The sequence below is a fragment of the Chitinophaga filiformis genome (assembly GCF_021646545.1).
GTDB lineage: Bacteria > Bacteroidota > Bacteroidia > Chitinophagales > Chitinophagaceae > Chitinophaga > Chitinophaga filiformis_A.
Map to the genome: position 1 here is coordinate 1,186,829 of NZ_JAKIRP010000001.1, position 13,246 is coordinate 1,200,074.

General features: G+C 47.8%; 8 protein-coding genes. 5 read left to right on the forward strand and 3 right to left on the reverse strand.

Going from position 1 to position 13,246, the window contains the following annotated elements:
• Positions 1-137: 137 nt before the first annotated feature.
• Complete coding sequence (locus L3C95_RS04935) at positions 138-347, forward strand: hypothetical protein (RefSeq protein ID WP_236385647.1); 210 nt, start codon at positions 138-140, stop codon at positions 345-347.
• Positions 348-493: 146 nt separating this feature from the next.
• Positions 494-1,426: an SPFH domain-containing protein gene (locus tag L3C95_RS04940; RefSeq protein WP_236385648.1), complete on the forward strand. Its 933-nt coding sequence runs from the start codon at positions 494-496 to the stop codon at positions 1,424-1,426.
• A 123-nt stretch (positions 1,427-1,549) separates the two neighbouring features.
• Here L3C95_RS04940 and L3C95_RS04945 read toward each other — a convergent pair whose 3' ends face one another.
• The 3 genes from L3C95_RS04945 to L3C95_RS04955 all read right to left on the reverse strand — a co-directional run bounded on the left by L3C95_RS04945 (position 1,550) and on the right by L3C95_RS04955 (position 8,572).
• Entirely contained in the window at positions 1,550-1,990 is a 441-nt protein-coding gene (locus tag L3C95_RS04945) for a nucleoside deaminase (RefSeq protein ID WP_236385649.1), read from the reverse strand.
• 8 nt (positions 1,991-1,998) lie between these two features.
• On the reverse strand, positions 1,999-4,122 hold the full coding sequence (ligA, locus tag L3C95_RS04950) for an NAD-dependent DNA ligase LigA (RefSeq protein WP_236385651.1): 2,124 nt from the start codon (positions 4,120-4,122) through the stop codon (positions 1,999-2,001).
• A gap of 1,123 nt (positions 4,123-5,245) precedes the next feature.
• A complete protein-coding gene (locus tag L3C95_RS04955; protein WP_236385653.1) occupies positions 5,246-8,572 on the reverse strand; it encodes a methylmalonyl-CoA mutase family protein in 3,327 nt (1,108 codons plus the stop codon).
• A 175-nt stretch (positions 8,573-8,747) separates the two neighbouring features.
• On the opposite strand from L3C95_RS04955, the gene L3C95_RS04960 reads away from it, so the two are divergent.
• The 3 genes from L3C95_RS04960 to L3C95_RS04970 all read left to right on the forward strand — a co-directional run bounded on the left by L3C95_RS04960 (position 8,748) and on the right by L3C95_RS04970 (position 13,187).
• A complete protein-coding gene (locus L3C95_RS04960; protein ID WP_236385654.1) occupies positions 8,748-10,181 on the forward strand; it encodes a glycoside hydrolase family 125 protein in 1,434 nt (477 codons plus the stop codon).
• A gap of 91 nt (positions 10,182-10,272) precedes the next feature.
• Entirely contained in the window at positions 10,273-12,054 is a 1,782-nt protein-coding gene (locus L3C95_RS04965) for a MutS-related protein (RefSeq protein ID WP_236385655.1), read from the forward strand.
• 50 nt (positions 12,055-12,104) lie between these two features.
• On the forward strand, positions 12,105-13,187 hold the full coding sequence (locus tag L3C95_RS04970) for a PA0069 family radical SAM protein (protein WP_236385656.1): 1,083 nt from the start codon (positions 12,105-12,107) through the stop codon (positions 13,185-13,187).
• The last annotated feature ends 59 nt before the right edge of the window (positions 13,188-13,246 follow it).

The window sequence follows — 13,246 nt, forward strand, 5'->3', positions numbered from 1 at the left end:
TGCCGCCCGGGCATCGGAAGGGGGTATAAAAATACCCAAGCTTGGGTATTTGAAGCCAAAACAAACTCGACTAATTTAGTGGCATTAACCGAAACAGATTTAAAACGTTAGAAAGACATTCCGAAACCCCTATTGCCATGATTACAGAGGAAAATGCGTTAAGTATCCTGCAGCTTGACGGTTCAGCAACAGCGGAGGAGATTACTGCAAGATATGAGGCGTTAAAATTTCAGTACAAGAAAATTAAAGACGAGACGGGAGATCTTAAGACCCGCCTGGCCTATCAACTGAAGCAGATTGAACTTGATGATGTTTACATTTATTTCAGAAGACAACAAAGGATATAAGTAAAGCGATTAGTTCTTCATTCGTTGTGTTTTTGACCCGGCTTTCGTCCGTTGTTTGTATCTTCTTCAAATATTAACTTTCTCATCTAAAGTCATTTCCATATTGTCGTCTTTTATCATACATTTATACCCATAAACTCCAATATATGGGTACTGTATCAATTATTATCACCGTATTGGTTGTACTGATCATCTTTTCCAGCTTCGTGACAGTACAGCAGGGTACCATCGGTGTCACCACAATTTTCGGAAAATACAACAGAGTGTTATTCCCCGGATTAAATTTCAAAGTTCCCCTGATCGAGAAAGTATTCAAACGTATCTCTATCCAGAACCGTTCTGTAGAACTGGAATTCCAGGCTATTACCATCGATCAGGCGAATGTTTATTTCAAAGCCATGCTGCTGTATTCGGTATGGAACCAGGATGAAGAAACGCTCAAGAATGTTGCCTTCAAATTCGTAGACGAGCGCAGCTTCATGCAAGCCCTGATCCGTACTATTGAAGGATCGATCCGCGGTTTTGTTGCTACTAAACGCCAGTCAGAAGTACTGGGACTGCGTCGCGATATCACCGAGCACGTGAAAGAGCAGATTGACAAGACCCTGGAAGACTGGGGGTATCACCTCCAGGACCTGCAGATGAACGACATTACCTTTGATGACGCCATCATGAAATCCATGGCGCAGGTGGTGGCTTCCAACAACCTGAAGGCTGCAGCCGAGAATGAAGGTCAGGCATTGCTGATCACCAAGACCAAGGCGGCGGAAGCAGATGGTAACGCCATTAAGATAGCTGCTGAAGCAGAGCGTCAGGCGGCTCAGTTGCGTGGTATGGGTGTGGCCCTGTTCCGTGAAGAGGTGGCCAAAGGTATGACCATGGCGGCCAAGGAAATGCAACAGGCTAACCTGGACACTTCCGTGATCCTCTTCTCCATGTGGACAGAAGCAATCAAACACTTTGCAGAAAACTCCAAGGGCAATGTGATCTTCCTGGACGGCTCATCTGAAGGTATGGATCATACCATGCAGCAGATGATGGCTATGAATAAACTGATGGAGAACAGAAACCAGAAATAGTCTTTGGTGACAGAAAGAAGATGTAGCAAATAGACGAATGTCCGTAGAACATAAAAGATTGCCTGATTATATCAGGTACAGATAATAAAAGCCTGTCCGCTAAAAGTTGGACAGGCTTTTATTTTAAGGCCTTCTTTGTGCAAAAAAAGTCTTAACAAGCTGCAGACTTTCTTCTTCACATGGACCTTGTTCTAATTTTGTTTTGGGATGGAAGGGTGATGTATCACCGGCTACTTTACGATAGCTGTGCTTATCATCCCTTGCTGCATATACGATACGTCCGATCTTGCTCCAGTAAAGGGCGCCGGCACACATCAGGCAGGGTTCCAGCGTGACATACAAAGTAGCTTCCATCAGGTACTTACTGCCCAGATAATTGAACGCAGACGTTAAGGCAATCATTTCCGCATGTGCAGTACAATCGTTCAGCCTTTCCACCTGGTTATAACCTTTCCCTATTATTTTATCGCTCATCACAACGACAGCGCCGACAGGAACTTCACCGTCATCAAAGGCTTTCCTGGCTTCCCGGAGCGCCTGTTGCATGTAATATTTGTCGTCCATATTCCTGTTTATTGTGGTGTTGCGGGCGATTGGATCAGGTTAAGGAAATCGTCTTCACTTAGGATTCTGATAGTATTGATCTTTTTTGCTTTTTCCAGTTTGCTGCCGGCGTCTTCACCTACTATCAGGAAGTTCAGTTTACTGCTTACGCCGCTAAGTATCTTACCACCCTGTTCTTCCACCATCGCTTCTGCATCACTGCGTTTCAGCTTGTTTAGTGTACCGGTGAATAAGAAGGTTTGTCCATCGAGGCTGCCACCGGTAGGATGATCTGCCCGGGTGCTTTTCAGATTAACACCCAGTGTTTCCAGTTCCTGCAGCATCTGGATATTATCTGCTGTCTGGAAGAACTGTTTGATGCTACCGGCCACCTTTGGACCAATATCTTCCAGTGCCAGTAACTGTTCTTCTGTCCAGTCTTTGAAGTCGAGCAAATGATTGACTGCATTGGCAAGAGTTTTCGCAGTAGTTTCTCCGACATAGCGTATACCTAATCCAAACACCAGCCGATGCAGGGGTTGTGCTTTAGACTGTTCTATAGCGGTTTGCAGATTAGTGAGCGATTTCTTTCCAAAACCTTCAAGTTGTTCCAGTTTGCCGAAATCCATCTTATAGATACCCGGGATATCTTTCATGAGACCCAGGCCGTAGAACTTGCGAACATTACTTTCTCCGAGGCTGCGGATGTCCATGGCGTCTTTGCTCACGAAATGGATCATCCTTTCCACCACCTGCGCCTCACAATTCAGGTTAATACAGCGCCATACGCTTTCGCCTTCCGGTTTGAACAGTGGCTCGTTGCAGACAGGGCATTCAGTAGGGAATCTGATATCTTCTTCTGAACCGTCCCGCAGGTCGGCCAGCGATTTCACGATGTAAGGAATTACGTCGCCCGCCCTTTCCACCAGCACTGTATCTCCGATCTTGAGGTCTTTTTCCCGGACTACATCTTCGTTAAAAAGGGAAATGGAACCAACCGTAACACCACCGATAGGAACAGGGTCGATCTTGGCTACGGGTGTAACGGAGCCTGTTCTGCCCACCTGGAATTCCACTTTTCTGAGCTTACTGGTAGCTTGCCTTGCCTTAAACTTATATGCCATGGCCCAGCGGGGATGGTGTGTGGTCATACCCAGTCTGTCCTGCAGGGCATAATCATTCACTTTGATCACCATACCATCTATCTCATATGGCAGGCTGTCTCTTTCCTTTTCGAACTCGAGCACATAATCGATCACTGCCTGAATGCCTTTCACGACTTTCATTTGCTTTGCAGGAGAGCGGAAGCCAAGACTGGACAGTAATTCCAGGGTGTTGCTGTGTGTTTTGATCTCTTCCGGTTCTGCCTTCCCGTCCGTCATGGTATGATAGCTCATATGATACAGGAAAGCTTCCAGTCCACGTTTGGCTACCTCCCGGGGATCCACCATGCGGAGGGAGCCGGAGGCTGCGTTACGTGGATTGGCCAGTGGAGGCAGGTTATCTGCCGCACGCTGTTCATTATAGGCTTTGAAAGTATTTTTATTGATCAGTACTTCTCCTCTTATTTCAATGGTCTGAATGCCATGAGCGGCGAAACTGGCGCCTAAAGGAATAGAGCGGATCTGCCGGATATTGGTGGTGATATCTTCACCGGAAACGCCGTCGCCGCGGGTGGCGCCCCGTGCCAGCTTGTCGTTCTCATATATAAGAGAGATGCTGGCGCCATCAAATTTGGGCTCAATACAATATTCTATTTCACTAAGACCACTGATTTCCCTGGCTTTGCGGTCCCAGTCGTTCAGGTCGTCTGCATCATAAGAGTTTTCCAGGCTCAGCATCGGTACCAGGTGTTGTACAGTGGGGAAAGCCTTTGTAAGGCCCTGTGCTACACGCTGGGTGGGGGAGTCTGCGCTGACCTTGTCCGGATTGTCGGTTTCCAGTTCTTTCAACCAGGCATACAACTGATCATATTCGTAATCACTTAAAACGGGGTCGCTTTGCACATAATAGCGCCAGTCACTGTAGATAATAACCCGGCGCAGGCCATCCATGGTTTCATCCAGATCCTGAATGGTTTCTTTTTGCTGCAATTTTCTTAACAGGTCCTTTGCTAATTGTAGCAAAGTGATTTCTATTTCTTTCGTATACATATGAAAATACTATCAGAATGTAAAATACAAATACTTTGAACGTTATGGGTGAAAAATGATTGAAATCCTTTGTGATGGCTCATTCTAATAAAATGATGTACTTTTTACGGGCACAATCTTTTGAAAAAAAATGTTAAAAAAGTTTTTTATTAACAAAAATTTAATTAAGATTGTGTAACGAAACGAAAGTATCTGAAAGAGCCAAAATTTAAATCGGAATTTCTGAGGTAGCAAGTGCCAATTTGAAAACCCGCTACACTGAAATCCAAAAGAACGAAGAAATGTAGATTTTTGACCGTATTGCTTTTATTTATTTCCATGTTACGTTAAAAATTGCTTTTATAAATTTCCATGTTAGAGCCTTTATTATTCTACGTTAATGCTTTTATGTAATTCCATGTTAGAATATTGAGCCTTTATAAGTTCCACGTTTTATAGATTCCACGTAAAATATTATCTAATTCCACGTCAATGAAATCTCGCAGTATAAACCGTGAGATTTTCTTCCCCTGCATAAATCATTTATGCAGGGGCATTTTATTTTAGGCCCTGGGGCTAACCTTTGCTGCTTTTATGTCGGATAGACATTCTTTCGACAAAAACGACCTGTGTTATCAGGATAAAAGATGTTACACGATAGGGTATCAGTATAGTGGTACCGAACCTTACTCCTGATTTTTGACTACCTGCCCCCGGTTTCCGTGTGTTTTCCTTGGCCATCATTCCATTTACCCTAGGGTTTAGTATCGCTTTGATACCGGAAACAAATGGATAAGCTTCGGTTCCGTTTACAATAAGTTGACCGCATTTCCGACCTCACGTCTCTGCGTCCTGTACCCTCAATTTTGCGTCCTATGGACATGGTTTGGCGTCCTGTGGACACGGCTTAAAATGACGAAAATAATCGTGCTAACATTGTGTCAGCAAATAGCATCAATGGGGCTGCGCCTAAAGCAGGAAAGGGTAGCTCCTGCAACATAAAAGTCAGGCAATAGGGCATAACAAGGGGCTAGGCAAAGGCAGAGTAAAGGCATGGCACGGGGCATAAAATAGCCCGTACAAAGTATTACCAATGTACGGGCGTTGTTCTGGTATAACCATGGGAATTTCCCGCTATAAATGCTTACATATTCCTCCTGTACTGGCCTCCAACTTCATACAGGGCGTGGGTGATCTGTCCGAGAGAACAGTGTTTTACTGTCTCCATCAGCGCCTCGAACAGGTTTCCGTTATTGACGGCCACTTCCTGCAACTGTTTGAGCGCCGCTGCGCTACGATGCGCGTGCCGTTTGTGGAAGGCGGCCAGCGTATTGATCTGGAACTCCCTTTCTTCCTGCGTGGAGCGGATCACTTCACCAGGGATGACGGTAGGTGAGCCCTTCTTATTCAGGAAGGTGTTCACACCCACGATGGGGTATTCGCCGGTATGTTTCAGCATTTCATAATGGAGACTTTCTTCCTGGATCTTGTTCCGCTGGTACATTCTCTCCATCGCCCCCAATACGCCGCCTCTTTCCGTGAGTCGATTAAACTCGGCCAGCACCGCTTCCTCCACCAGGTCGGTCAGGTCTTCAATGAAGAAGGAGCCTTGCACGGGATTCTCATTTTTGGCGGTGCCCAGTTCCCGGTTGATGATCAGCTGAATGGCCATGGCCCTGCGCACACTTTCTTCGGTGGGTGTAGTGATGGCCTCATCGTAGGCGTTGGTGTGCAGTGAGTTACAGTTGTCGTAAATGGCGTATAATGCCTGGAGCGTAGTCCGGATGTCGTTGAAATCTATCTCCTGGGCATGCAGACTACGTCCTGAGGTCTGAATGTGATATTTCAGTTTCTGCGAGCGGTCATTGCCTTTGTATTTATACTTGATGGCCTTTGCCCATATGCGTCTGGCCACACGCCCTATAACGGCATATTCCGGGTCCATGCCATTGCTGAAAAAGAAAGAAAGGTTAGGCGCGAAATCATCTATGTGCATGCCCCGGCTCAGGTAATATTCCACGTAAGTGAAGCCGTTTGCCAGTGTGAAGGCCAGCTGTGTAATGGGGTTTGCCCCCGCTTCCGCGATGTGGTAACCGGAGATACTGACAGAATAGAAGTTGCGCACTTTCTGGGTGATGAAGTATTCCTGTACATCTCCCATTAGTTTGAGGGCAAATTCTGTGGAGAAGATACAGGTATTCTGCGCCTGGTCTTCTTTCAGGATATCTGCCTGTACGGTACCCCTGGCAGTACTGAGGGCATGTGCTTTTATCTTCTCATAGACGTCCTTTTCCAGCACTTCGTCTCCGGAAATACCCAGCAGCTGCAGGCCAAGGCCTTTGTTGCCTGCCGGCAGATCTCCGTTGTAGTGTGGTAGTGGATGGTCTTTGAATTTCTCTTTGATGATGGCATTTACCTTATCTGTCAGTCCATGTTGCGCAATGTACTTTTCACATTGCTGATCGATGGCGGCATTCATAAAGAAGGCCAGCAGTATTGGCGCAGGGCCGTTGATGGTCATGGATACGGAGGTCTTCGGATCACAGAGATCGAAGCCGCTGTACAGTTTTTTGGCATCATCTACAGTAGCGATGCTTACGCCGGAGTTGCCAACTTTGCCATAGATGTCCGGCCGGTGGGCAGGATCTTCCCCGTACAGCGTTACACTGTCAAACGCGGTGCTAAGGCGTTTGGCCGGCTGGTCTATAGATACATAGTGAAAGCGTTTGTTGGTGCGTTCCGGGCCGCCCTCTCCTGCAAACATGCGGGTAGGATCTTCTCCTTCGCGTTTCAGGGGGAATACGCCTGCTGCATAAGGGAACTCTCCAGGTACATTTTCCGTCAGCTGCCAGCGCAGGATGTCGCCCCAGTCTTTATAGCGCGGAAGGCTGATCTTAGGAATGGACGATTGCGACAGGCTCTCGCTGTAAAGCGGCTGTTTGATCACTTTGTCCCTCACCTGGTATTCATAAAATTCGGCGCTGTACTGTTGCTGGACATCAGGCCAGTTGTCTATCAGCTGCTGGCATTCGGGATGCAGTTGTGGACGCAGCTGGTTAGCGATGTCTGCCAGGGCCGCCTGTTGTGATTCGTTTAACAGGGCAGCGGCTCCCTGCAGCTGGTATAAACGGGAGGCGATACCACATTGTTCCTCCACCCATTTGCCATAGTCTGCAATGGTTTCGCTGATCTCTGCCAGGTAGCGGGTGCGGGCTGGCGGGATGATCTGGGATTTGGTAGTGGTAGCGTCGGGCGTTTCATGCGTAACATTACCAAAGCGGACGCCGGTCTTTTCTCCAATTACGGCCAGCAGCTTTTCGAACAGCTGGTTGATGCCATGATCGTTGAACTGGGAGGCAATAGTCCCGATGACGGGCAGCTGGTCGTCAGCAGCAGTCCATAAGCCGTGGTTACGTTTATATTGTTTGCGCACATCATGCAGGGCATCCAGTGCGCCGGCTTTATCGAATTTGTTAATAGCAATGACATCGGCATAGTCCAGCATATTGATCTTTTCGAGCTGTGACGCCGCGCCATATTCCGGTGTCATGACGTAGAGCGCCACATTACAATAGTCGGTAATAGCGGTATCGCTCTGGCCAATGCCGGATGTTTCGAGAATGATCAGGTCAAAACCGGCAGTCTTACAGATATCGATGGCCTCCTGTACATGTGCGCTGACGGCTTTATCGCTCTCGCGGGTGGCGAGGGAGCGCATATAGGCCCGAGGATGATGGATGGCATTCATCCGGATACGATCACCCAACAGGGCTCCACCGGTCTTCTTTTTGGAGGGGTCTACCGAAATGACAGCAATCGTCTTGTTGTCAAAATAGTGGAGGAAACGGCGTACAATTTCATCGGTCACACTGCTTTTACCAGCCCCGCCGGTACCGGTAATGCCGAGCACCACGCCCTTGTTTGTTTCAACAGGAGGGAGAGGGGTACCCGGGTGAGCATTCTCCGCAACAGTGATTGCCTGGGCGATCAGTTTGTCGCTACGGGAAGGCAATTCGTGCAGATGCCCGTTAAGACCGGTGGTAGTCGGAAAATCACACTGGCGGATCACGTCTTCTATCATACCTTCCAGGCCCATATGGCGGCCATCGTCGGGGGAATAGAGGCGGGCGATACCGTAACGGTGTAATTCTTCGATCTCGGAGGGAAGGATGGTACCTCCACCTCCGCCAAATATTTTAATATGACCGCAACCCTTCTCATGGAGGAGGTCATACATGTACTTGAAAAATTCCAGGTGGCCACCTTGATAAGAAGTGATGGCGATACCCTGGGCGTCTTCCTGGATGGCGCAGTCCACAATCTCCGCTGCCGAACGGTTATGTCCCAGGTGGATCACTTCCGCTCCTTTTGTCTGCATAATGCGGCGCATAATATTAATAGCTGCATCATGGCCATCAAAAAGGGAAGCCGCCGTAACGATACGGATCTTATGAGATGAAATGTCAGTCATATTGTTCTGGTGTTTGTACGTATTAAGCCAACGTGGAGCCGAATAAGTCCGTAATTTACGAAAATCGTAACTGTGGAATATTCACACATTTTTTTATTTTACACCCTATTATTCACGTTTATGAGTTGCATTTCGTAGAAACAAAGGCAATCGTAATAGAAAATCTATATCAGAAATGGTGGCAAGACGAGATTTTATCAGGAACAGCAGTTTGCTGGCAGGCGCTGTGGCGCTGGGTTTTCCTAAATCGGTACTGAGTATGGCAACAGATTATGTGTCCCAGCGTCCGCCGCTGGCGCAACGTAAATTTACCAGCCAGGCCGTTGAAAACGCAATCGCTGCAATTAAAAAAGAGATCGCAGATCCGAAACTGGCCTGGATGTTCGAAAACTGTTTCCCCAATACACTGGACACTACCGTACAGTTTAAAATGGAAAAAGGTCGTCCGGATACCTTCGTGCTGACGGGCGACATCCACGCGATGTGGCTGCGTGACTCCACTGCGCAGGTATGGCCTTACCTGTCTCTGATAAAGGAGGACGATAAACTGAAGCAACTGATTGCAGGGGTGGTGAACAGGCAGACGAAATGTATCCTGATCGATCCATATGCAAATGCCTTCAACGAAGGCCCTACCGGTAGCGAGTGGGATTCTGACCTGACAGAGATGAAGCCTGAGCTGCACGAGCGCAAATGGGAAATAGACTCCCTCTGTTATACTGTACGTCTGGCATATAATTACTGGAAAGAAAGTGGTGATACCAGTGTGCTGGACGACAACTATAAAAAGGCAGCTAAGCTGATCGTAAAAACATTCAAGGAGCAACAGCGTAAGGAGGGCAAAGGTCCTTACAAGTTCCAGCGTAAAACACCGATCCAGTCCGACACTGTTCCAAATGGAGGGTATGGCGCACCTATGCAGCCAGTGGGACTGATCGTGTCCATTTTCCGTCCTTCTGACGATGCGACCGTATTCCCTTTCCTGATCCCTTCCAATATGTTTGCCGTGGTATCCCTGCGCCAGCTGAGCGAGATCAGTGAGGTAGTGTTCAAAGACGCTACATTTGCGAAAGAGTGTCGCGACCTGGCAGAGGAAGTGGACAGGGCGATCAAGGCATATGCTATCGTAGAGCATCCGCAGCTGGGACATATGTATCCGCTGGAAGTAGATGGTTACGGTAACCGCCTGTTCCTCGACGATACCAACGTACCAAGCCTGTTATCTATCCCTTACCTGGGATATACAACTGTGGATGATCCTTTATATCAGAACGCCCGTCACTTTGTATGGAGCACTTTCCATTGCTGGTTCTACAAGGGTAAGTATGGCGACGGCGTAGGTAGTCCGCATACCGGACCTGATTTTATCTGGCCGATGAGTATCATTATGAAGGCGCTGACCAGCAGCAATCCGGAGGAAATTGCAGAATGTCTGAAAACGCTGCGTAACACGGATGGCGGGACTGGTTTTATCCATGAGTCCTATCATAAGGATGATCCTACCAAATACACGCGTAAATGGTTTGCATGGGCCAATACGCTGTTTGGTGAATTGCTGATGAAAGTGAGCAAAGAGCATCCGGAACTGTTGAAAAGGCAATATGCATAATTGATGCTATCAATATCTTTTAGTGCTCATCCTTCGTATAACGCGAAGGATGAGTATTTTTAGGACCGTTTTAACCTTAATCCGATAACCCATGTCCCCTATAGCTAATTACGAGCAACAGATCAATGATTATAAGGCAGAAATATCACAGGTACAGCAGCGATTGAGTATGTTGGGCTGGATAAGGTTGCTATGTTTTGCGGGCGTTTTATTCTGCGGATATAAATTCTTCCGCAGCAACTTTGACTATACCTGGTTGCTGGCAGGATTAACGCCGCTGGCGGCATTTGTGGTGGTGCTGGTGCGTTACCTTTCGCAACAGGAGAAACTGACGCTGCTTAAAACCCTGCTGGATCTGAATGAGAAAGAATGGCGGCTGGCGGCTACCGGGCAATCGGGTTTTGATGATGGTAATCGCTTTGCAGATGAGCAGCATCCTTATACCGGCGACCTTGATGTATTCGGGCACGCATCGCTTTATGCACATATGAACCGTACCGGTACGCTGATGGGGGCTAAAGCTTTGGCAGATGCTTTGAAACAACCGCTGATGGATGCCGCATATATCAGGCAGCAACAGGAGGCTGTGCGTGAACTGATGCCACGCTTTAAATTCCGGCAGTTGTTTTCAGCACACGCCTCACTCACTGAGGAGCAACCAGATGATATACCAGGTTTATATAAATGGTTGTCCCTGCCGCTGGAGTTTGCAGACAGGAAGTGGTTGAATATTGTGCGTTGGGTAATGCCGTTATTGCTGTTGGGAGGCGCGGTCTATTACTTTATGACGGATCAATATTACCTGTTCACGTTCTTTCTCTGTGTGAACTGGGCGATATTGGGCGGGCAGGTGAAGAAAGTAAATGCCCAGCACCAGCTGATCTCAAATAAAGAGAAGATATTTGGTAAGCTGGCATGGCTGCTGCACCTGATCAGCATGGAAAAGGCCGAAGATGCAACTTTACTGAAAGCGGAGCAGGAGCAGGCCATTGCTGCGAAAACTGCCTTGCGTCAGCTAGCGAAGATCGGCAGTGCATTGGACCAGCGATTGAACCTGTTGATAGGCCTGGTGCTGAATTCATTTGTGTTATACGATCTGCATTGTATGATCGCCCTTGAGAAATGGAAGATGCGTTACAAGGAGGCGTTGCCCGGCTGGCTGGATGTAATTGAGAAAATGGAGGTCTGGAACAGCATGGCCACGTTTGCATATAATCACCCGGAATATATTTATCCGTCAATTAATGAGGAAGCCACGCGCCTGGTAGCAACGGGAGTAGGGCATCCGCTGATCCCGGCGGAGGAGTGTGTACGTAATGATATCGGCATTGGAGCGCCGCAACAGTTCCTGATCATCACCGGATCCAATATGAGTGGGAAAAGTACCTTCCTGCGCAGTGTGGGCAGTAACCTGCTGCTGGGTCTTCGGGGTATGCCAGTGTGTGCAGCCAGTTTTACCTGTAGCCCGATGCAGGTCATGACCTCTATGCGTATCAAGGATTCTATTGCCAAGCATACTTCCTATTTCCAGGCGGAACTGTTACGGCTGCAACAGATAGTGGAGGTGCTGAAAGGAGGGGAACGGGTGTTTATTCTGCTGGACGAAATACTGAAAGGCACTAACTCTGAAGATAAGCTGTCAGGGTCACGCAGGCTAATAGAGCATTTCCTGCAATATCACTGCCTGGGGATGATCGCTACACACGATCTGGAACTGGGACATATGGAGGAGACCTATCCGCAGCGTATCCGTAACTATTGTTTTGAAAGCACTATTAAGGAGGACCAACTCTTCTTCGATTACCGCATCCGCGAAGGGGTAGCGCGTAATAAGAATGCGACTTTCCTCATGCAAAAGATGGAAATAATATGATTTGGTAGATAGCTAATAAATTTAGTATTTTTACTAAAAATATTAGCTGTATGACCTTGCCATTTCAGGAGGGGATTCCTGAAAATCCCTATTATAAAGGACGTGGAGCCCAGTTAAATCCAAAGAACAAATATCTCCGGAATGAGTATGCGCAGGAGCATGTGGAAGGTATTGACGAATGGTGGCAGGCAGATGTGCCAACCCAGATACTGGAAGAGCATGCGAAAACGCTGGTCAATAAAGTAGACAGTCCGGATGTGGGTATGTGGTATTCCATGAATCCGTACCAGGGTTGTGAGCATGGTTGTATCTATTGCTATGCGCGTAATGCGCATCAGTTCTGGGGCATGAGCGCGGGACTTGATTTTGAGCGGAAGATTGTGGTGAAGCGGAATGCGCCGGAATTGTTGAAGAAATTCCTCGATAATAAGAACTGGGTACCCAAGCCTATTTCCCTTTCCGGCAACACAGACTGTTATCAACCATTGGAGAGGAAGATGTTCCTGACCCGCCAGTTGCTGGCGATAGCGCTGGATTATAAACAGCCCATCGGTATTATTACAAAGAACTCGCTGGTGCTGAGAGATAAATATATCCTGCAGCAGATGGCGCAACATAACCTGGTATGTGTATACGTCTCGATCACTACCATGCAGGAAGACCTGCGGCAGAAGATGGAGCCACGCACTACCACCGCTGCGCAGCGTCTGAAGATCGTAAAGGAGCTGAGTGATCTGGGTATTCCGGTAGGGGTAATGACCGCGCCGATGATACCGGGACTGAATGATCATGAGATGCCAGCTTTATTGGAGGCCGCTGCAACAAATGGTGCGAAGTTTGCAGGTTATACGGTCGTTCGGCTGAACGATGCGGTGAAGATCATATTCAACGACTGGTTGTATAAGAACTTCCCGGACAGGGCTGATAAAGTATGGCATCAGATAGAGAGTATGCATGGGGGACATGTAAACGACAGTGATTTTGGCCGGCGGATGAGGGGAGATGGGAACATTGCAGATATGATCCGCCAGCAGTTCAAGGTGCATACTAAGAGACTGGGACTGAACCAGGAGCGCTTTGAGTTCAATACGGCCTTGTTTGAGCGTCCGCAGGTGCAGTTGAAATTGTTCTGAGGAACTTTTAGCACATACCAAAAGTTTATTGCAACACGGGATATATATGATGGGGATCA

Coding starts and splice junctions, on each gene's coding strand:
- L3C95_RS04935 (WP_236385647.1), top strand. CDS start 138: ATGATTACAGAGGAAAATGCGTTAAGTATCCTGCAGCTTGACGGTTCA.
- L3C95_RS04940 (WP_236385648.1), top strand. CDS start 494: ATGGGTACTGTATCAATTATTATCACCGTATTGGTTGTACTGATCATC.
- L3C95_RS04945 (WP_236385649.1), bottom strand. CDS start 1,990: ATGGACGACAAATATTACATGCAACAGGCGCTCCGGGAAGCCAGGAAA.
- ligA (WP_236385651.1), bottom strand. CDS start 4,122: ATGTATACGAAAGAAATAGAAATCACTTTGCTACAATTAGCAAAGGAC.
- L3C95_RS04955 (WP_236385653.1), bottom strand. CDS start 8,572: ATGACTGACATTTCATCTCATAAGATCCGTATCGTTACGGCGGCTTCC.
- L3C95_RS04960 (WP_236385654.1), top strand. CDS start 8,748: ATGGTGGCAAGACGAGATTTTATCAGGAACAGCAGTTTGCTGGCAGGC.
- L3C95_RS04965 (WP_236385655.1), top strand. CDS start 10,273: ATGTCCCCTATAGCTAATTACGAGCAACAGATCAATGATTATAAGGCA.
- L3C95_RS04970 (WP_236385656.1), top strand. CDS start 12,105: ATGACCTTGCCATTTCAGGAGGGGATTCCTGAAAATCCCTATTATAAA.